This is a genomic window from Azonexus sp. (assembly GCF_030824335.1).
GTDB lineage: Bacteria > Pseudomonadota > Gammaproteobacteria > Burkholderiales > Rhodocyclaceae > Azonexus.
The window spans coordinates 197,177-217,202 of the sequence record NZ_JAVBXX010000011.1 but is presented as its reverse complement, the minus strand read 5'-3'; the positions used below and the strand labels follow the sequence as shown (position 1 = coordinate 217,202).

Here is a 20,026-nt window from a genome sequence, read left to right as displayed (position 1 = left end):
CCGCCGGCTTGGGGTAGCGGTTTTTTTAGCGTAACCTGAAGCGTACCGGCAGCAAGGATTCGCTGGGCGCATCGGCCGGTAGCGAACGCAAGCGACGCACGGCGCGCAATGCGGCTTCGTCGAGCAGGGCGTGCCCGCTGCTTTGTTCGACGCGGGCGGCGGCGACTGCGCCGCTGGCATCGAGCATCAACAGGACCAGTGCTTCGCCTTCCAGTCCTTGTTGAATGGCGGCTTCGGGGTAGAACAAACCGTCGCGTTGCTGGGCTGAAAACTGTTCGCGGATGGCCTGGGTCCAGGTTTTTGCCGTTTTTCTAGGGTCGACCGCAGTTTTTGGCTGTTTTTCCGGTTTCTTGACAGCGGGTTTGCTTGCTACGGCTGTTGGCGTCGGCGGGCTTTCCGGTTCGTCCAGGATGAGCTCGGGCGTCGGCTGAGCGGCAGGCGCGGGTTGCAATGTCGCGCTGAGCGGGATACTTTTCTCCAGCTGCGGGCGGGCTGCCGGGGGCGGTGCGATCAACTCGCGGGCAAACAGGGCCGCGTGAATCAGCAGAGAGACGGCTAGTGCAGCAAGTAGCGAGCGAGGCTGGCACGACATGAGAGAATATTCAACGGTCTGTTTGATGGGAAATGTCGATGCGTGATGTTGTTGGGAAACTTTGGCTGGCAATGATAATCGGGATGGCAGCGGTTTGCCCGGTCCACGCCCAGTTGTGGGGCAGCGGCGAGGTTCGTTTACCCAATGCGGTGGAATTCGCCAACCAGATGGAGCTGGGTAACCTGCGGCAGGCGACGGCCTGGCTGGATGCCGGTCTGCCACCGGATTTTCTGGGGAGTCGCACCGGTTCCGGTTTGATGATCGGTGCCTGGGAAGGCAACATCGAATTGATGCGCCTGTTCATTTCGCGCGGTGCCGAGATCAATCACTTGAATGCCAATGGTGAGTCGGCGCTGGCGCTGGCCGCCTGGCGGGGTAATCTAGATGCCGCAAAATGGCTGGTCGAGCGTGGGGCACGGATCAATGCGGCACCTCGGCAGTGGTCGCCTCTGCACTATGCGGTCTTTGCCGGTCACACGGAAATGGTTGATTACCTGATCGGTCTGGGGGCGGATATCGATGCGCTGACGACCAATGGTTCCAGTGTCTTGATGATGGCGGTGTACGAAGGCCGTGAGGCAATGGCGCGTAAATTGATCGAGCAGGGCGCTCGGCGCGATGTCAAAAATGAATGGGGCGACGGGGCGATGGAATGGGCCATGCGCAACAACAATCTGGGGATTGCGCGCATGGTGAGCAATCCGGAAGAGTTCAACATCGCGGTCAGTCAGCCCAAGGAAAAATGGGGTGAGCCGAAGCGTTCGCTGAGCATGAGCAAGGAACTTGAAACCTTGCTGTCCATGCGGCAAACCTTGGCGGAGCGTAAATTGTCCACCGATGCCATTGATCGCCGCATTGCGGCAGAGCGAGTTCGCTTGGTCCGTGAACAACTCGACCGGCCCAGTAGTCCGCAACGCGCTTCGACGCTGGAGGTGACGGCCAGCCGGAACAAGAGTCAGGAACAGTCGATCCGGATCATCCAGCAGAAAAAACCCGATGCCGGTTTCAAGGTGCCGCCGGCAACTTTCCATGGCAAGCCCAAGATGCCGGCACCGGCGCCGGTACGCAACTATTGAGCCTTGTTACCGCCCGCTTGCGCTGGTCAATTCGCCGAAGCGGCAGCGGCTTTACTTTATCAGCCAGTCAGCAATGCCCGGCAACAGCAGTGCGGTGAGCAGGCCGTTCAGTCCCATGGCCAGTGCGGCAAAAGCACCGGTCTGTTCATTGAGCTGGAAGGCGCGGGCGGTGCCGATGCCGTGCGATGCAACGCCGAGTGAGAAGCCGCGAATTGCTGCATCGCCAACGCGAATGATGGCAAAGATCTTGTTGCCCAGGATGGCACCGAGTACCCCAGTAAAAATCACCATCACCGCCGTCAGCGACGGCAAGCCGCCAATTCGTTCGGCAATCCCCATGGCAATCGGCGTGGTGACCGACTTGGGCGCCAGAGATGCCTGGGTGGCCGTGCTGGCATCGAACAGGCGGGCAATCATCACCGCCGACACAATGGCGGTGGCACTGCCGGCCAGCAGCCCGGCAATGATCGGAAACAACATGCTGCGTACCCGGCGGAACTGGGTGTAGAGCGGAACGGCCAGCGCAACAGTGGCTGGTCCGAGTAGAAAGTGCACAAACTGGGCACCGGAAAAGTAGGTTTCGTAACTTGTTCCGGTCAACGCCAGAAACGTGGCAAGAATTGCGATGGCGATCAAGACCGGATTGACGATCGGGTGCGCTTTGCTGCGCTGGTAGAGCCAGAAGGCGGCCAGGTAAGCGAGCAGGGTAACGGTCAGGCCAAGCAACGGTGAGGCCGACAGATAGACCCAGGTTTCTCCGAGGGGCTGGCTCATGATGTTTCCTTGCCGCTGATGCGCAGGCAAAGTTGCATGACCCAGGCGGTGACGATCAGGGTCAGCACCGTACTGATGAGCAAGGACAGCAACAAGGCCAGCCACTCGTCACCGACCCGTGTCAGGTGCAGAACGATACCGGTACCGGCCGGCACAAAAAGCAGAGAAAGATGCTGCAGCAGATTCTGGCTGGTCGAGCGCAGCTCCTCTCCTGGTCCTTGGCGTAATACCAGGATGAGGAATAACAGGATCATACCGATGACCGGACCGGGGACTGGCAAGCCGAGCCAGTGGGCCAGTACTTCGCCAATCAATTGGCAAAGCAGTAACAGGGTGAGGGCGGCAAGCATAAAAAAACTCCGGAACTGAATAGTCCGGAGTTTATTTGTGCCCTTTTGTTTTGTTAATGCTTAGTCTGGTCCGATGATATTTTACTTTTCGTCATCAATAGGCGTCGTCGCTGGCCCACATCTCGGATTTGAAGCGGATAACCCGGTTGCGTCCCTGGTCCTTGGCTTGATAAAGCGCGATATCGGCAAACTTGACGGCCTGCCAGAAGGTTGCGCTGTCGCCAGGGAAATCGGCGATGCCGATGGAGATGGTTTTCTGGAGGACCAGCGTGCCAACCTGAATCTTCAGGGCTTCGACCGCCGCCCGAATTTTTTCGCCAATCTGGAAGGCTTGCTCGGCACTGCTTTCCAGCAAGACGATGAGGAACTCCTCGCCGCCATAACGGATGACCAGATCGGAAGCGCGTACGGCCTGTTTCAGCACATTGGCCAGCGCCTTGATGACGGCATCGCCGGCATCGTGACCGTGCGTGTCATTGACCATCTTGAAGTAGTCGAGATCGAGCATCAGGATCGCGACATGGGCACCCTTGCGTTGAACGCTGGCGACCAGTGTTTCGACATATTCTTCAAGGAAGCGGCGATTGTTCAGGCCGGTCATCGGGTCGCGCAGCGTCGAATCGCGAAGGCTTTCCATCAGGCGCTTGGTTTCAAGTACCGGCGCAGTTTCCCGCAGGTAAACCTGAAGCAGTGCGGCGGTATCCTGGATGCGTTGTTCGTCTTCCGGCCTGCTGATGACCTGGACAATACTGCCGACCGAACCGGACTGGATGATCGGGAAACATACGTGACGCCGTGCGCCGAATTCCGGTGGTGGCTGGAAGGCGTAACAGATATCCGGGTTGTCGATGCTGTTCACCACGTGCCCGGTACGCCGTACGCGACAGGCTTCCGGCCGGATGAGGATCTGTGGATCGCACCAGCGGCAGGTATCGGCACCCTCGCCATCCACGATGATGCTTTTCATCTGTTTCTTGTTGGTGGTGATCTCGTAAAGCGAAAATTCCTGCAGTGCAAATTCCTTTTGCAAGGTGGTCGATAGACGTGAGTAGATTTCCGCCTTCGTTTCGTCTTCTTCGATGGCCTGTTTGAAATGTGCCGCCTTGGCCAGACCGTCGACCATCTCGATGGTTGCTGTCAGGAGGTTTTCTCCCGGCGTCGCCGTGCGCTCGGTCAATTTGGCAACGCTCATGCCGATCCGGTTCAGACCGGTATCGAGGAAACTCAGCAGGCGGTTCATGTCGTTGGCAATCTGACCGATTTCGTCATTGGTCTTCTTGACAACATGGGCCTTGAAGTCGCCTTCCAGTGCACGATGCACGGCATCTTCAACCGCATGCGCCGTTTCGGAAATGGGGCGTAGCAGGCGCCGCATCAACATGACGAGAAGCAGGGCGAATACCGTGACTGCACCGGCAATGCCGGCCACTGTGGTCAGGGCCTTGATCCGGAGTGCATCGATTGACATGGTCATACTGACTGCGCCAAGCACCGTGCCTTCGGGGACCTGGTGGCACTGCAGGCAGTTGGGCGTGCCCGATGAGGAAGCGATATAGGGAATCGTGCCCCGGAAAATGGTTTCTTCTCCCTCGCTGAGCATGACGAAAGAGGCTTTTCCATCGGCCATGACCCGGCGTTCGAGTTCGTCCGGGGTGCTTTCCAGGTTCAGTCCGGGGCCAAATTGGCGCTCGAGATCCGGTGAGCGCACAACCCGCGCGGAACGCAGGCTGTTAACTTCGACCAAGCGCTTGAGGAAACTTTCACGTTTGTCGATGACGCCGTTGATCATCGATTCCGTCAGGTGGACCCGAACGATTTCGCCTGCTGTCCGAATATGATCGGTTGCCGAGGCGATGGAAAAACTGCGAAATGCATACAGGCTGATGGCAACCAGTACGGCAAGCAATGCGGCGGCGATGACAACGAAAAACAGGGTGACCTTGGTGTGAAGATTCACGGTGCGACTCGCAAAAGACCATGCCTATGCGCTTTTTTCTCGACAGTCACGAACCGTTCTGATTTTTTTGACCGTGATGGCCAATTCGGTGTGTGCATCGGATAAGCAGGCAAAAGACATTATTGATAGAAGGGGTGATTATGTTCGAACGGGCGCTGAATGCAAGGGAAAGCGCGGAAAATTTGCAATGGATAAGCAGGAAGTTTTGTGATGCCATTCGAGATGGCAGTTTTTAGTCCTTTTTATGCCTTGAGACTGCGATCGTCACGCTTCATGAATCCTGTTTTTAGCAACTCGCCGTTCGGCTTGGCTGAATTGCCCGGTGGCACTGTTCAATTGCCGGGAATGGCCATATCCATCTTTTTCGAGGGGGCGGTTGCCGTATCGAGATCGAAGATGCAGAGCCGGTTTTTGCCGCTTTGCTTGGCTTTGTACATTGCCTGATCGGCGTGGCGCAGCAAAATTTCGGTTTCAACATCATCCTGTGGAAAGAGTGTGACACCGATGCTGGCCGAAACGCTGAGTGATATGTCGTCCACCATCACGGGGCGTGCGATTTCGCCCAGAATACGTTTGATGGCCGTTTCGCATTCGGCGTATTCGGTCAATCCGAGAAGCAGAATGACAAATTCATCGCCGCCGATGCGGGCAACAGTATCGCCAGCCCGGATGCAGTTCTCCATCCGTCGTGCCATTTCGATCAGCATTGCATCGCCAGTCTTGTGGCCAAACTGGTCGTTGATGGGCTTGAAGCCGTCAAGGTCGAGATAACAGAGGGCCATCTGGTCGCCGTTGCGCCGGGTGTGCGAGATTGCCTGGGTCAAGCGATCAGCTAGCAGGCTGCGGTTCGGAATACCAGTAAGCGGATCGAAGTGTGCCATCCGTTCGAGCTTGTGCTGGTGCTCCTTCATGACTGTAATGTCGCTGAAGATGCCGACGTAGTTGCGGACCTTGCCGGTGTTGTCTTGCACGACGGAGATATTCATCAGTTCGGCGAATACTTCGCCGTTTTTGCGCCGATTCCAGATTTCACCGCTCCAGTATCCTTGTTCGACCAATGCCTGCCACATCCGGGTGTAAAAGGCTGCTCCCTGGATGCCGGATTTAAGCAGCCGGGGGTTCTGATACAGCACTTCATCGCGCTGGTAGCCGGTGATTTGTGTAAATGCATGATTGACATCGAGAATTCTGGAGTTTGCGTCGGTGATGATGATGCCTTCGCGCGTGTTGGCAAAGACGCTTGCCGCCAGTTTTTGTGCCTCTTCGTTGCGCTTGCGTACTGTGACATCCTGCAACACGGCAAAGAGCTTGCCTGAGCCTGGATCCTGCAGGCGGGCCAGGCCGTGTACCCAGCGTTCTTCCTCGTTGTCCGCACGCCGGATACGGAACTGGTGGTCGAAGGCAAATTGCTTGCAGTTGCCGTGTTGACCGAGACATTCCTCGAGGATGGGCCGATCTTCCGGGTGGCAGAGTGCGAGCAGTCCTTGCGTATCGCGCGGGTATTCTGGACCAATGCCGAAAATATGGTCGAGCATGTCCGAACTGCACCACTGGCCGCTGCCTGCGTCAAAGATGAGGTGACCAACGAGCGCCATTTGCTGCGCTTGCAACAGCAGTGCCCGATTTTCCCGTAGTGCTTGCGATTCCTGGGCCAGAAGGGCTTGCAGGCGATTGAAGCTGTCGACCAGCAAACCGACTTCATCTTGTTGTTGTACCTTGAGTGGATGCAAGGTGGATTTGCCTTGGGCAATGCCATCAAGTTCTGCTGCGGCTTCGGTCAAGGGCGTGAGTGCGCGGTGGATGATGATGACAAAGGCTGCGCCGGTCAGTAATAACAGCAGCCCGGCCAGGATATTGAGGCCGATTTGTTTGTATAGCGCATCCTTGACGTCATCCATGTAAATACCGGAGCCAATGACCCATCCCCAAGGGGCGAATTGTTTGACGTAGGAAAGTTTCGGGTAGCGCTCGGCACTGACGCCACCTGTTGGCAGAGGTTTTGGCCAGTTGTAGGTGACGTAACCGTGATCGGCCTGACGAACGACGTCGTTGAACGCACGGAAAATATTTTTCCGGCCATCGGTATGAAAGATTTTTTTGCCATTACCCGGCATCTCGCTGGTGGCGCAGTTGTAGATCGGGTCATCAAGGGCTTTGTCGATCAACTCCGGGATGGTTGGGTGCATCACCATGTGCGGTGTGGGTTCGGCCAGATCGTTGATCCAGAAATAGTTGATGTCGCTGTAACGCAACTCGGCCAGTGCGCTGATCGCTGCTTCGCGGGCAGCCTGTTCGCTGAGCCGGCCTGCGAGTTGTTCGCTGTGGTAGTGCCGCAGCAGCGAATGGGCCACTTCGACCAATTGCCGGGTTTTGTGCGCCTTTTCGAACTTCAGGGTCTCGTAGACGGTAGCAACGTTAAGGGAACTGATGACCGCCGCGATGAAGACGAACAAGCACGCGGCTGCGGTAACTTTGGTCCGCAGTTTGTGGTGGTGCAGCCAGTGGGCGAGCTTGTTGGTCATTATGGGCAGACTTTATTTTCATCCTAACTTAATGCGGTTAAAAAATGACGAACTTGAGGTGCGCAATTACGAAATAATGAACTTGTTGCAAATTTGGTAATACAAAAAAACGCCACCACGGTTTCCCGTGGTGGCGTTTTTATTTGCTTGTTATCGGATCAAGCCATTGCTTCGTACAGCGGCAACGTCAAAAACTCCGGATATTCTGCGGTCAACGACATTTTGTCGAAGATTACGGCGGCCTGGTCGTAGGTTGCCGTGTCTTCACCTTGTGCCGTGACGGTGGCCTTCACCTTGGCTAGTTCCTCGGCGATCATCGGGCGGACCATTTCAACGGTGACCTTGCGGCCGTCGTCGAGGACGCCCTTCGGCGAGACCACCCACTGCCACACTTGCGAGCGGCTGATTTCGGCGGTGGCGGCGTCTTCCATCAGGTTGTGGATGGGCACGCAGCCGTTGCCGGCCAGCCAGCTACCCAGATAGTGGATGCCGACGTTGATGTTGTTGCGCAGGCCGGCTTCGGTGATCGGGGCTTCCGGGCGGAAATCGAGCCACTGGGCCGGGCCGAAGCTGCCTTCGACTTGCTTGTCGAACTGGTTCGGGCGGTCGCCTAGCACCTTGACGAACTCTTCCATGGCGATCGGCACCAGACCCGGGTGGGCAACCCAGCCGCCGTCGAAGCCGTCGTTGGCGTCGCGGGTCTTGTCGTGGCGAATGCCGGCCAGCGCCTTTTCGTTGGCCACCGGATCGTTCTTGATCGGGATCAGCGCCGACATGCCGCCCATCGCCGGGGCGCCGCGCTTGTGGCAGGCCTGCACCAGCGCCAGGGCGTAGCCGCGCATGAACGGCACTTCCATGGTGATGGCGCTGCGCTGGGCCAGGCAGAAGTCCTTGTTCTTCTTGAACTTCTTGATGCACGAGAAGATGTAGTCCCAGCGACCGGCGTTCAGACCGGCGGAGTGGTTGCGCAGTTCGTAGAGGATTTCTTCCATCTCGAAGGTGGCGAGGATGGTTTCGACCAGCACGGTGGCCTTGATCGTGCCCTGCGGCAGGCCGATGTGGTCCTGGGCCATGACGAAGGCGTCGTTCCACAGGCGGGCTTCGAGGTGGCTTTCCATCTTCGGCAGGTAGTAGAACGGGCCGGCGCCGCGGGCGATCTGCTCCTTGGCGTTGTGGAAGAAGACCAGGCCGAAGTCGAACAGGCCACCGGAGACGCGCTGGCCGTCAACGAGGACGTGCTTTTCGTCGAGGTGCCAGCCGCGCGGACGAATCTGCAGCGTGGCGATCTTGTCGTTGAGCTTGTATTCCTTGCCGTTGTCGCCCTTGAAGGAGAGTTCGCGGCGGATCGCCTTGTACAGGTTGACCTGGCCTTGCAGTTGGTTGTCCCAGTTCGGCGAGTTCGAATCCTCGAAATCGGTCATGTACGAATCGGCGCCCGAATTGAAGGCGTTGATGATCATCTTGGCTTCGACCGGGCCGGTGATTTCGACGCGACGGCACTGCAGGGCTGCCGGGACTGCTGCGACTTTCCAGTCGCCATTACGGATGTGGGCGGTTTCCGGCAGGAAGTCGGGCATTTCGCCAGCATCGATGCGTGCCTGGCGTTCAACGCGGGCCTTGAGCAGTTCCTGGCGACGGGCTTCGAAGGCACGGTGCAGCTTGGCGACGAATTCGAGCGCTTCAGTGGTCAGGATGGATTCGTATTGCGCTTGAATCGGGGCAGTGATCTGCACGCCGGCGGGAAGATTGATGGCCATGAAAGTTCCTTGTTTAAGGTTGAAGATGAAAGTGGTGATGGTTAGCCGCGCAGTCCACCGACATAGCTGAGTACGTCGGACAACTCGCGACCGCAAGCAGAAGGCGAAATGTCGAGAACTTCCTCGGGCTGCTGGTTGCGATTGACCCAGAATGTGGTGAAGCCGAACCAGGTTGCGGCGCAGGCATCCCAGGCATTAGCCGAGACGAAGAGAATTTCGTTTTTTGGCACCTGGAAGGCGTCGACCGCGAGTTGGTATAGCTCGGGCGAGGTTTTGAACTTCTGCACGCTGTCGGCTGACAGAATGTGCGAGAACAGATGCTGCATGTCGTTGTATTTGACGGCGATGTCGAGCATCGGATGGGTGCCGTTGGACAAGATGGCCAGCGGGTAACCCATCGCCTTCAGCGTTTCAAGCGTTGCCAGATTTTCCGGGAAAGGGCGCAAGCAGGCGTACTGGTTCATCAGGTGCTGGCGCTGGCTGTCGTTCATCGGCAGATCCAGACTGCGCGTGGCGAAAATCAGCGCGTCGCGGGTGATCTCCCAGAAGGTCTTGAACTGGCCGCTTATCGTCCGGATGCGCGTGTATTCGATCTGTTTCTGTCGCCAAAGAATGGTCAACGCCTTGCCCTGGCTGGGGAAATACTCTTCGGCCAGTGCTTCCATGCAATAGACGTCGAACAGGGTCGCATACGCATCAAATGCGATGGCGTTGATCGGCGAGGCTGCTTCTTGGGTAATCATGGACATGGAGTTTATTGTTACCAATAAGATAAGATAAGCCGCAAATGAGGCGTTTATTCTTTTACTTAAAGTAAAGAATCTATGGATACTTTCAAACAGATTTCGGCATTTGTAAATGTTTCCAGTCGCGGCAGCCTGTCGGCCGCTGCGCGTATGGAAAATGTCACGCCGGCCATTATCGGCCGGCGCCTTGATGCGCTGGAGGCAAGGCTGGGCGTCAAGTTGATGATCCGGACGACGCGCAAGTTGACGCTGACCTTCGAGGGACAGGCTTTCCTGGAAGATTGCCAGAAGATACTCAATGACTTGGCCAATGCCGAAGCGGCAGTCTCGCTCGGCGGCATGCAGGCGAGCGGTTACCTGAAGGTTTCTGCCCCCGCCGGTTTTGGGCGGCAGCATGTGGCGCCGCTGGTCGGCGATTTCATGCAGGCTAATCCGGAGGTCAGGGTCAACCTGAATTTGAGCGATCGATTGGTCGATCTGATCAATGAAAATATCGATTGCGCCATCCGTATTGGTGAAATGACTGATTCCAGCTTGATCAGCGTGCGTCTCGGCGAAATGCGCCGGATGGTGGTGGCCAGTCCTGCTTACTTGGTTGACCATGGCGTGCCGCGTTCGCCGGGCGATCTGGCGCGACACAATTGCCTGTCGCTCGGCCAGCAACGCGGCTGGCTATTCCGGCATCCGGAGAGCGGTGAGGTTGATACGCTGAAAGTCGGTGGCAGCTTTGAATGCAACGATGGTGCGGTGCTGCATGAATGGGCGCTGGCCGGACGCGGTTTAGCCTGGCGCTCGTTGTGGGAGGTGGGGCGCGACCTGAAAGAGGGGCGGCTGACCTCGGTGCTCGATGCCTGGCAGGCGCCGCCGATGGGCATTTACGCAGTATTCCCGGAGCGTCGTCACCTGCCGTTGCGGGTGCGGCTGTTCATCGACTTGCTGAAAGAAAATTACAGTCGGCCGAGCTATTGGGAATTGCGGTGACACTGGGAATTGCGGTGAAAAATTGATCAAAAAACCGGTTTGCCGCGTACTTGGCGCATTGTCGGTACTGCTCGGTGTGCTTGGCGTCGTATTGCCCTTGTTACCGACGACGCCTTTCCTGATTCTGGCAGCCTATTTCTTTGCCCGTTCGCATCCCGAATGGGAGGCCCGCTTGCTGGCTCATCCTGTTGCCGGGCCGGCCATTCTCGGTTGGCGTAAACATGGCGCCATTCCGTTGTTTGCCAAGCAACTGGCCACGGTGATGCTGGGGGTCAGCGCCATTGGCGGCTGGTTCAGCCTGCCGGACTGGTGGCGCTATCTGCCGGTAGCCAGCGGCAGTGTCATCCTGCTTTGGATGTGGTCGCGTCCGTCGAACTAGTTGGCTCGTCATCTCGTGCCAGGCTGAGTGAAGTGCCGTCAGGCCAGATCGCCCGGTTGCGTCCTTGTTCCTTGGCCGCATACATGCGCTGGTCAGCACGCTGGATCAGGGTTTCCCAGCCGCTGACATTTTCTTCCAGGCTGTTGGCGATCCCGATTGATGCCGTCAGTGGCGTGCCATCCGGGCGTTCGCCCAGACCGCTGTCACGCAACCTTGTTAACAGTGTGGATACGTTGTCGAGTGGCGTGTCCGGCAATACGGCGACGAATTCCTCGCCACCCCAGCGAATCAGCAGGTCGCTACGACGCAAGGCCGCTCTGATCGTGTCAGCCAGTGCTCGCAAGCATTGATCGCCGGCTTCGTGCCCAAAATTGTCGTTGATGCTCTTGAAGCGATCGAGATCGATGAAGGCCACGGTTAGTGGCTTGGCCGCCATGTGATTCAGGCGATAGAGCAGGTTGATCGCTTCCTCGCCGGATTGCCGTGTATAGGCGGTGGTCAATGGGTCGTGCATAGCCTTGAAAACGAGCGTAGCCATGTAGTGGCATTGGCTCATCCCGGAGAACATGGCGACGCCCAGCATCATGCACATGAACCAGAGTGTGCCGCCGTATTGCGCCAGGGTCAGCATGGGTTCGGCGAGCAGGGTGTTGCCAAAGCCAATGCCGATGACCGGCAGGGCGAGTATCAGTGTTTCCAGTGCGGTGAGCGGGAAGATCGCCAGGCCACCCAGTACGATGGTTGGCAGGTAGGCATACAGTTGGGCGACCAACTGTTGCACATGGGTGTTTGCGGCACGACTCAGCATGTCGGCTGACATGACATGAAACAGTGGCGGAACCAGCAACAGGATCAGGAGCGCACCCAGTGCTTGTCCATAGCCACGGGTCACGGACAGTTCGCGTGGCCAGGCCAGGGCGATGAATATGCCAGCCGATGCGAAGCGCATGCCGACCAGCCGGAGTGCGGTTTGAGTGTCGAAGACCAGTAGATCAATGACCGAGCATAGCGGGACAAGAACGGCAAAGATGCCGGCGATCAACTGAACTCTGGCAAAGATGACCGAGGCTGCATGGCGTCTTAATTCTGGAGAGCGTCCAGCCGGTGTCAGCATCGCAACAATCTGGCTGCCATTCAACTGGGATGGCGCCAGGATGTTGTCGCAGATTTTTTTCCAGATTAGGGTCACGCGTGGCCTAGATATTAAAAGGTGGGCCATAGTATCAAGTGCTTGTGCTTCTAACACTTGTTTCAGGTCAAATGAATGTGAAAAGGCCGGCACCTTGTGGGTGCCGGCCTTCGTTTGCCACCCGGTCGGGTGGCAATTCAAAACGCTAAGTTCTTAGTGGAACTGTTCTTCTTCGGTCGAGCCGGTCAGGGCGGTCACGGAAGACTTGCCACCCTGGATCACGGTGGTGACGTCGTCGAAGTAACCTGTACCGACTTCCTGCTGGTGCGACACGAAGGTGTAGCCACGGTCGCGGGCAGCGAATTCCGGCTCCTGAACCTTCTCGACGTAGGCCGACATGCCGCGCTTGGCGTAGTCCTGGGCCAGGTCGAACATGTGGTACCACATGTTGTGGATGCCAGCCAGGGTGATGAACTGGTACTTGTAGCCCATGGCGCCCAGTTCCTTCTGGAACTTGGCAATGGTGGCGTCGTCGAGGTTCTTCTTCCAGTTGAAGGAAGGCGAACAGTTGTAGGCCAGCATCTTGCCCGGATGAACCTTATGCACGGCTTCGGCGAACTTGCGGGCGAATTCCAGATCCGGCGTGCCGGTTTCGCACCACACCAGGTCGGCGTAGTCAGCGTAAGCGATGGCGCGGGAGATGGCCTGGTCCAGACCCTTCTTGGTCTTGTAGAAGCCTTCGGCAGTGCGCTCGCCAGTCAGGAACGGCTTGTCGTTCTCGTCGTAGTCGGAGGTCAGCAGGTCAGCGGCTTCAGCATCGGTACGGGCGATAACCAGGGTCGGTACGCCATAAACGTCGGCAGCCATACGGGCAGCGATCAGCTTCTGGATAGCTTCGGTGGTCGGAACGAGCACCTTGCCGCCCATGTGGCCGCACTTCTTGACGGAGGCCAGCTGGTCTTCCCAATGCACGCCGGCAGCGCCAGCGCGGATCATGGCCTTCATCAGTTCGTAGGCGTTGAGCACGCCGCCGAAACCGGCTTCAGCGTCAGCAACGATCGGCAGGTGGTATTCAACATGGCCGGCATCGCCAGCGTTGATGTTCTTCGACCACTGGATTTCGTCGGCGCGGTTGAAGGCATTGTTGATGCGCTCGACAACCTTTGGCACGGAGTCAACCGGATACAGCGACTGGTCCGGGTACATGGCGGCGTATTCGTTGTTGTCGGCAGCAACTTGCCAGCCGGACAGGTAGATGGCCTTGATGCCAGCCTTGGCCTGCTGAACAGCTTGACCGCCGGTCAGGGCGCCCAGGCAGTTGACGTAGGGGGTGTTGTTGACCAGATCCCACAGCTTCTCGGCACCGCGACGGGCCAGGGTGTGTTCAACCTGGAAAGAGCCGCGCAGGCGGACGACGTCAGCAGCGGAGTAGCCGCGCTTGATACCTTTCCAGCGGGGGTTTTCGGCCCAGTCTTTTTCCAGGGCGGCAATTTGCTGTTCGCGAGTGCTCATGTGTATTCCTCAAGAGTTGGGTGGCAGATCAAGTTTTGCTCCGAAACAGTTTGCTTCAGGCAGTGCGGCAAAGTATAGAGAAAATCTTGCAAAGCAGCAATAGTCTTATATAAGACATAAGACAAAAAATTAATTAAATTAAACAGTGTGTTAGCTTAATTGTTTCACGATGCGAAAGCACGTTCGCGTCGGTGAAATGCACTGCAACATTTTTTGATTCGTGTATTTGCCACTTTTCCTTGACCTTGCCCAACAAGAGGTGTTGAATTCGTCAAATTTATAAAATTTTGGTGATTCATATGGAATTTGTCAAAGAGGCTTACGACTGGGTAGAGCGAACATTCTGGAATTCGTTGACCAAGAAATTGATGAGTTTTTTGCTCCTCTTTTTTGTCGATCTGGGCTACCTCGCGGTCTACTTGCACCAGAAAGCAGTCGTGGCCGACGAGTTGGCCAAGGCTGGCGCGACCAGCGAGGTGTTGGCGCGTATCGCGCAAAGCCTGGATTACGGCCTGCTGCTGATGATCATCCTGACAGTCGTCGCGCTGATCTGGAACGTCCTGCAGATTCTTTACCTGCGCCATCTCATTCTTCGGCCTGTTCGCATGATCGCAACGATCTTCGATGAAATTGGGCGCGGCGAGGGGGATTTCTCACGCAATTTGCCCACCATTACCCACGATGAATTGCGCACTTTGGCTGAGGCCTACAACGGCTTTGCCGACAAGATGCGGGAAATCATCAGTGAGGTGCGCAAGATGAGCGTCAACATTGCGCGTGAAGCGGTGGTCGTCAAGAAGACTGTCGCGTCAACCGCCGTGCGCGCCGAACAGCAAGGCGAAATTGCCAGCTCGGTATTCGGTGCCAGTTCCGAGGCGGTGCGGGCGATTCAGGAAGTCTCCAGTTCGGCCGAGTTGATTTCGCATTCCACCGATAGCAATCTGGTAACGGCCCGGACGTCGCTCGATGAAATGCAGCAAATTGTCAGCAAGGTGCAGACGGTTAGCGATAAGTTGACCGAGTTCAATGCGACAGTCAGCCATTTGGCCGAACGTTCGGACAGCATCCGGACGATTGCCGGCTTGATCAAGGATATTGCCGATCAAACCAACCTGCTGGCACTTAATGCGGCCATTGAAGCGGCTCGCGCCGGAGAGGCGGGGCGGGGCTTTGCCGTGGTCGCCGATGAAGTGCGCAAGCTGGCGGAGCGAGTCAATGTGGCAACCCAGGAAATCAACCAGAATATTGCCGGCATGATCGATCTGGTGCGCGAAACGCAGCGTGAAAACGAGGTCATCAATACTGATATTCGCCAAACCCGCGAGGTGGTTGAGCGTTCCTCGGATGAATTCCAGCGCATGGTCGGCAATTTCGACCGGACGGGCGATCAGTTGAGCCAGATCGCGACGGCGATGGAGCAGTTGACCGCGACCAATGCACAAGTCCATGACTCGGTGCGCCAGGTGCATGAGTTGTCCAACGAGGTGGTGGGCAGCATGCATGCCTCCGAGCAGACGACCTTGATGCTCAGTCAGGCGACAGAAAGTGTGCAGGAGCTGGTCTCTCGCTTCAAGATCGGGCGTGGTGCCTTCGATTTCAATGTCGACAAGGCACGTTTGTTCCGCGATGCAGTGCAGGCGAAACTGCTGGAGCTTTCCGGCAATCATGTCGATGTCTGGGATCAGAATTATCGGCCCATGCCCAATACCAATCCGCAGAAGTACGAAGTCGGCTATTGCCGTGTTTTCGAGCAGCAAATGCAGCCGCTGCTGGAGAATGCTTTGTCCAGCCTGCGCGGTGGTGTCTATGCCTTGATCGTTGATACGAAGGCTTATGGGGCGATCCATAACCAGAAATTCTCCCGGCCGCTGACCGGAAATTATCAGAATGATCTGGTCGGCAATCGTACCCGGCGTATCTGGGACGATGTGACCGGGCAGCGCGGCGCAAAAAACACTCAACCCATGCTGGTGCAGACCTATGCCCGGGATACCGGGGAAATCCTGTCGGAAATCAATATGCCGATCATCGTGAACGGGCGGCATTGGGGGGCGGTGCGGGTTGGTTGCGAGAGCAGCGTGCTGCTTGAGGGCTGATCTGGTGAATCTTGCGGTCAACTGGTGTGAGGACTAAATTCCTGTCGGTCAGGGAGGCGGTATACTGCGCCTTCCTTACTCATGGATGAAGCTGATGGCTGCTGCCTCTGACACCGCCAGCATGGCGCTTTTTTGCGATTTCGAAAATATCGCTTTGGGTGTGCGCGATGTGCAATACGACAAATTCGATATTCGTCCCGTGCTTGAGCGTTTGCTCGCCAAGGGCAGCATCGTGGTCAAGAAGGCTTACTGCGACTGGGATCGTTACAAGTCGTTCAAGGCCGGGATGCACGAAGCCAATTTCGAGTTGATCGAAATTCCGCATGTTCGCCAGTCGGGCAAGAATTCTGCCGATATCCGCATGGTCGTTGACGCGCTCGATCTCTGCTACACCAAGGCACATGTGGATACCTTCGTGATTATTTCCGGTGATTCCGATTTTTCGCCGCTGGTTTCCAAACTGCGCGAAAACGCCAAGAAAGTTATTGGCGTTGGCGTCAAGCAGTCGTGCTCCGACCTGCTGGTGACCAACTGCGACGAGTTCATTTATTACGATGATCTGGTGCGTGATCGTGAGGCGAGTCGGGGCGGGCAGCGTCGCGAAAGGGAAAAACGTTCGCCGGAAGAAGAAGCCAAGCGCAGCGAGAAAATGGAAGCCCGCAAGCGCAAGGCACTCGACCTCGTTGCGGCAACCTTTACTGATTTGATGGCTGATCGGGGTGAGGCTGAACGTGTTTGGGCCTCAGTGCTCAAGGAAGTGCTCAAACGGCGCAATCCGGGTTTCAGCGAGAGTTACTTTGGATTCCGCACATTCGGCAATTTGCTTGAGGAAGCAGCGAGCCAAGGCATTCTTGTCGTCGGGCGCGATGACAAATCAGGTACCTATGTAACACGCGCTGGCAATCGTGCGGCAGAGGGGGATGTTCAAGCAGCAGAGCAGACTGCTGCGGTCGACCTGCCGGAAACGGAGAAAATGCCTGGCGAATCGTCAGTCGTTCCCGAGGAGGGAAAAACGGGCGGCCGTCGTCGAGGTGGCCGACGCAGTCGCAAGGACTCCAGGGATAGCGGCGATAAAGGGCTGGTTGAGGCCGGAAACGGCAGCGCGCCCGTTATGCCTGACGCTTTGACTATTGTCGTGTCTGAGCCGGAAGTGGCGCTTGCCGTTGTATCACCAGTCACCGTCGGCACTGAGCCTGTTGAGGTCAAGGAAAAGACGCGGCGTGGCGGTGTCAGGCGCTCGCGCAAGAAGCCTGAAGCCAGCGATGGCGTGGAAATGGCCAGTGCACCGTCAGTTGTCGATGTCGCAGCCGAACTGCCGGCGACGGAAAAGCCGCCGGTCAAGCGGGTTGTACGCAGTCGGAAACCCAAAAAAATTGAGGAATCCGGCGGCTAGATCACGCGTAGCAGCATCCCGCGCAGTTCTTCGGCCCGCCGTCGTCCTTCCCGGGTTTGTACAATGGCGTGAAACCACGGGTCGAACTGCAGGCGCAGTTCCTCGTGGTTTTTTGCCGCATGCGCCGCTTCGAGGATGTTCAAATGGGCATAAGGCCCGCAAAAGGTGCGCAGGGTGTTTTCGATGAAATTGCGCGCCTGCAGCATTTCCTGGATGTCTGGGGGATTGGGGGCTGGGCGGAAAGCGGTAATCGATGGCAAGGGTTCGCTGGGTACCGGTAACGGTGCGCCGCTTGCATCCTTGATTCCGGTGACTTCAATGAAGCCTTCTTCTTCCAGCAGGCCCAGCGTGTGCTGCAGATCGTCGGATTGCAGCATTTCACGCAGTTCATCGACCGTGCGTTTCGCATCGATCATGATCAAGACGCGTCGCTGACGTGGTGTCAGGTTGCCGGACCTGGTGCCGATTTCATCCTGTCCCTTTGGGGTCTTGGCAAAGATGATGCCCATTTTTGTCTCCGTTGCTTTTATTTTATGTGACGGAGATTGTACAGAAAAAGAAAACCCGCCAACCGGCGGGTTTGAGCGTGAAGCCGGGGATCGATCAGGCTGCGGCTTGGACCGGAATCTGATGGCCGCGACGCACGATGCGATTCTGCGTGTCGACATAGATCAGGTCCGGTTCGTGACGGGCCAGTTCGACTTCGTTATAGACGGCGAAGGTTGCAATGATCAGGATGTCACCGGGTGCGGCACGACGGGCTGCCGAGCCATTCACCGAAATTACGCCCGATCCGCGTTCAGCACGGATTGCATAGGTGGTGAAACGCTCGCCGTTGTTGACGTTCCAGATATCGATCTGTTCGTATTCCTTGATGTTGGCTGCTTCCAGCAGATCTTCATCAATGGCGCATGAACCTTCGTAGTGCAGGTCGGCGTGCGTTGTGGTCACGCGATGCAGCTTGGATTTCAACATGGTTCTCTGCATGGTTTCACTCATCCAGAAAGTTAGGGGAAGCGCATTGTAACGGCAATGGACAGCCTGTCAACCGCTGTAATTATGCCGGGTTTTCCTGCGTCAAATCTCGATGTTGTCGATCAGCCGGGTAGCCCCCAGCCGACTGGCGGCAAGCACCACCAGCGGGGCATCCAGAGCGTTTGGCATGGCCAGGTCGGACTGTTGTCGCACTGCAACATAATCCGTCTTCCAGCCGGCTGCGGTCAACTGGGCAATGGCGGCATTTTCCAGTTTGATGGTGTCACGCTCGCCCGCCAGGACGGCATCGCGAATCTCGTTGAGCAGGCGATACAGGCGCGGTGCCTCGGCTCGTTCGGCGGCGCTCAGGTAGCCGTTGCGTGACGACAGGGCCAGGCCATCCTCGGCGCGGACCGTTGCGCCGCCGATGATCTCGATCGGCAAGGCCATCTGGCGGGTCATGTTGCGGATGACCATCAACTGCTGGTAATCCTTCTTGCCAAACAGCGCGGCAGCCGGCTGCACGCAGTTGAACAGCTTGCTGACCACGGTGGCGACGCCGCGAAAGTGGCCGGGGCGGAATTCGCCATCAAGCACGTTCTGGATGGCCGGCGGTTCGACAAAATATTCCTGCGGTTCCGGGTAGAGATCGCACTCGGTCGGGGCGAAAAGTACCTTGACGCCGGCTGCTGCGAGTTTGTCGCAATCCGCCTGGAAGGTGCGTGGGTACTTGTCGAAATCCTCATTCGGACCAAACTGCAGACGATTGACGAAGATCGACGCGACCACCGTATCGCCGTGTGCGCTGGCCTGTTCCATCAGGCTGATATGGCCGGCGTGCAAGTTGCCCATGGTCGGCACGAAGACGATACGGCCCTGGTTTTTCAGCGCGGCGCGCAGCTCGGGAATGCTGGAAAGAATTTGCATGGTTTGAGCGATCAGGCAGCGTAAGTGTGTTCCGGGCCGGGATAGCTGCCGTCCTTGACGGCGGCGACGGCATGGCAGGCGGCCTCGTGGATCGAACCGGCACCGGCCATGAAGTTCTTGACGAACTTGGCCTTCTTGCCGGGCGGGATGTCGAAGGCGTCGTGCAGCACCATGACCTGGCCGGAAGTGTCCTTGCCGGCGCCGATGCCGATGGTGATGATCTGCAGGCTGGCCGTTACTTCGCTGGCCAGCGTGCTGGGAATGGCTTCGAGAACGATCATCGTGGCGCCTGCCTGCTGCAGCGCCAGCGCATCGTTCTTCAGGCGCTGGGCGGCGGCTTCGCCTTTGCCCTGTACCTTGTAGCCGCCCAAGGCATGTACCGATTGCGGCGTCAGCCCGACATGACCACAGACCGGGATGCCGCGCTGGACAAGAAATGCCACGGTCGCCGCCATTTCCTGACCGCCTTCGAGCTTGACCATCTGGGCGCCAGCGGCCATCAGCGTGACGGCATTGCGGAAAGCCTGTTCCGGCGATTCCTGATAGCTGCCAAACGGCATGTCGGCAATGATGAAGGCGCGGTCGGAGCCGCGTTTGACCGCAGCGGTGTGATAAGCGATGTCGGCAACGGTGACCGGCAAGGTGGTGTCGTGTCCCTGGATGACGTTACCCAGCGAGTCACCGATCAGCATGCTGTCTACGCCGGCGCCATCGAGCAGGCGGGCAAAGCTTGCGTCGTAACAGGTGAACATGGCGATTTTTTCGCCCGCTGCATAAAGTTTGGCGAGATCGGCCTGGGTCATGCGGCGGGTTATTGATTGAGCGGACATGGGTAATGGCAGAGTGAATGGAACGCCTAG

18 protein-coding genes are annotated in these 20,026 nt (G+C 57.4%); 5 read left to right on the top strand and 13 right to left on the bottom strand.

Annotation, left to right across the window (positions count from 1 at the left end):
• Positions 1-25 precede the first annotated feature (25 nt).
• Positions 26-592, bottom strand: a complete 567-nt coding sequence (locus RCI20_RS08480; RefSeq protein WP_306604341.1) for an energy transducer TonB — start codon at positions 590-592, stop codon at positions 26-28.
• A 38-nt stretch (positions 593-630) separates the two neighbouring features.
• On the opposite strand from RCI20_RS08480, the gene RCI20_RS08475 reads away from it, so the two are divergent.
• Entirely contained in the window at positions 631-1,668 is a 1,038-nt protein-coding gene (locus RCI20_RS08475; protein ID WP_306604340.1) for an ankyrin repeat domain-containing protein, read from the top strand.
• 51 nt (positions 1,669-1,719) lie between these two features.
• Here RCI20_RS08475 and RCI20_RS08470 read toward each other — a convergent pair whose 3' ends face one another.
• From RCI20_RS08470 to RCI20_RS08445, 6 genes are all read right to left on the bottom strand, one after another.
• The gene (locus RCI20_RS08470) at positions 1,720-2,442 is read right to left on the bottom strand and encodes an LrgB family protein (RefSeq protein ID WP_306604339.1); all 723 of its coding nucleotides are present in this window, start codon (positions 2,440-2,442) and stop codon (positions 1,720-1,722) included.
• Entirely contained in the window at positions 2,439-2,792 is a 354-nt protein-coding gene (locus RCI20_RS08465; protein ID WP_306604338.1) for a CidA/LrgA family protein, read from the bottom strand. The genes RCI20_RS08470 and RCI20_RS08465 overlap by 4 nt, the downstream gene beginning before the upstream one ends.
• 94 nt (positions 2,793-2,886) lie before the next feature.
• Positions 2,887-4,749 (bottom strand): diguanylate cyclase, encoded by a 1,863-nt coding sequence (locus tag RCI20_RS08460; protein WP_306604337.1) that lies wholly within the window; start codon positions 4,747-4,749, stop codon positions 2,887-2,889.
• A 332-nt stretch (positions 4,750-5,081) separates the two neighbouring features.
• Positions 5,082-7,271, bottom strand: a complete 2,190-nt coding sequence (locus RCI20_RS08455) for a diguanylate cyclase domain-containing protein (protein ID WP_306604336.1) — start codon at positions 7,269-7,271, stop codon at positions 5,082-5,084.
• Positions 7,272-7,429: 158 nt separating this feature from the next.
• Positions 7,430-9,028, bottom strand: a complete 1,599-nt coding sequence (gene aceB, locus RCI20_RS08450; protein ID WP_306604334.1) for a malate synthase A — start codon at positions 9,026-9,028, stop codon at positions 7,430-7,432.
• Between the two features lie 41 nt (positions 9,029-9,069).
• Positions 9,070-9,777: a haloacid dehalogenase type II gene (locus RCI20_RS08445; protein WP_306604333.1), complete on the bottom strand. Its 708-nt coding sequence runs from the start codon at positions 9,775-9,777 to the stop codon at positions 9,070-9,072.
• A 75-nt stretch (positions 9,778-9,852) separates the two neighbouring features.
• Between RCI20_RS08445 and RCI20_RS08440 the strand changes: the two genes are divergently transcribed.
• Both RCI20_RS08440 and RCI20_RS08435 read left to right on the top strand, forming a co-directional pair.
• Positions 9,853-10,755 carry a LysR family transcriptional regulator gene (locus RCI20_RS08440; RefSeq protein ID WP_306604332.1) on the top strand — a complete coding sequence of 301 codons (903 nt, stop codon included), beginning with the start codon at positions 9,853-9,855 and terminating at the stop codon, positions 10,753-10,755.
• 22 nt (positions 10,756-10,777) lie between these two features.
• A complete protein-coding gene (locus tag RCI20_RS08435; RefSeq protein WP_306604331.1) occupies positions 10,778-11,134 on the top strand; it encodes a YbaN family protein in 357 nt (118 codons plus the stop codon).
• Here RCI20_RS08435 and RCI20_RS08430 read toward each other — a convergent pair.
• Both RCI20_RS08430 and aceA read right to left on the bottom strand, forming a co-directional pair.
• Positions 11,097-12,323, bottom strand: coding sequence for a diguanylate cyclase (locus RCI20_RS08430; protein WP_306604330.1), 1,227 nt, complete (start codon positions 12,321-12,323; stop codon positions 11,097-11,099). The genes RCI20_RS08435 and RCI20_RS08430 overlap by 38 nt on opposite strands.
• A gap of 153 nt (positions 12,324-12,476) precedes the next feature.
• Positions 12,477-13,775, bottom strand: a complete 1,299-nt coding sequence (gene aceA, locus RCI20_RS08425) for an isocitrate lyase (RefSeq protein ID WP_117608162.1) — start codon at positions 13,773-13,775, stop codon at positions 12,477-12,479.
• Between the two features lie 299 nt (positions 13,776-14,074).
• Between aceA and RCI20_RS08420 the strand changes: the two genes are divergently transcribed.
• Together RCI20_RS08420 and RCI20_RS08415 are read left to right on the top strand one after the other, a co-directional pair.
• The gene (locus RCI20_RS08420; protein ID WP_306604329.1) at positions 14,075-15,871 is read left to right on the top strand and encodes a methyl-accepting chemotaxis protein; all 1,797 of its coding nucleotides are present in this window, start codon (positions 14,075-14,077) and stop codon (positions 15,869-15,871) included.
• A 94-nt stretch (positions 15,872-15,965) separates the two neighbouring features.
• Entirely contained in the window at positions 15,966-17,264 is a 1,299-nt protein-coding gene (locus tag RCI20_RS08415) for an NYN domain-containing protein (RefSeq protein WP_306604328.1), read from the top strand.
• On the opposite strand, the gene RCI20_RS08410 is transcribed toward RCI20_RS08415, so the two are convergent.
• The 4 genes from RCI20_RS08410 to panB form a co-directional block, all read right to left on the bottom strand.
• Positions 17,261-17,773, bottom strand: coding sequence for a hypothetical protein (locus tag RCI20_RS08410; protein ID WP_306604327.1), 513 nt, complete (start codon positions 17,771-17,773; stop codon positions 17,261-17,263). The two genes, RCI20_RS08415 and RCI20_RS08410, sit on opposite strands and share 4 nt — an antisense overlap.
• Before the next feature lie 94 nt (positions 17,774-17,867).
• Positions 17,868-18,251, bottom strand: coding sequence for an aspartate 1-decarboxylase (gene panD / locus RCI20_RS08405; RefSeq protein WP_306604326.1), 384 nt, complete (start codon positions 18,249-18,251; stop codon positions 17,868-17,870).
• Positions 18,252-18,341: 90 nt separating this feature from the next.
• Positions 18,342-19,166 (bottom strand): pantoate--beta-alanine ligase, encoded by an 825-nt coding sequence (gene panC, locus RCI20_RS08400; RefSeq protein WP_306604325.1) that lies wholly within the window; start codon positions 19,164-19,166, stop codon positions 18,342-18,344.
• 11 nt (positions 19,167-19,177) lie between these two features.
• Positions 19,178-19,996 (bottom strand): 3-methyl-2-oxobutanoate hydroxymethyltransferase, encoded by an 819-nt coding sequence (gene panB, locus RCI20_RS08395; RefSeq protein ID WP_306604324.1) that lies wholly within the window; start codon positions 19,994-19,996, stop codon positions 19,178-19,180.
• Between the last annotated feature and the right edge of the window lie 30 nt (positions 19,997-20,026).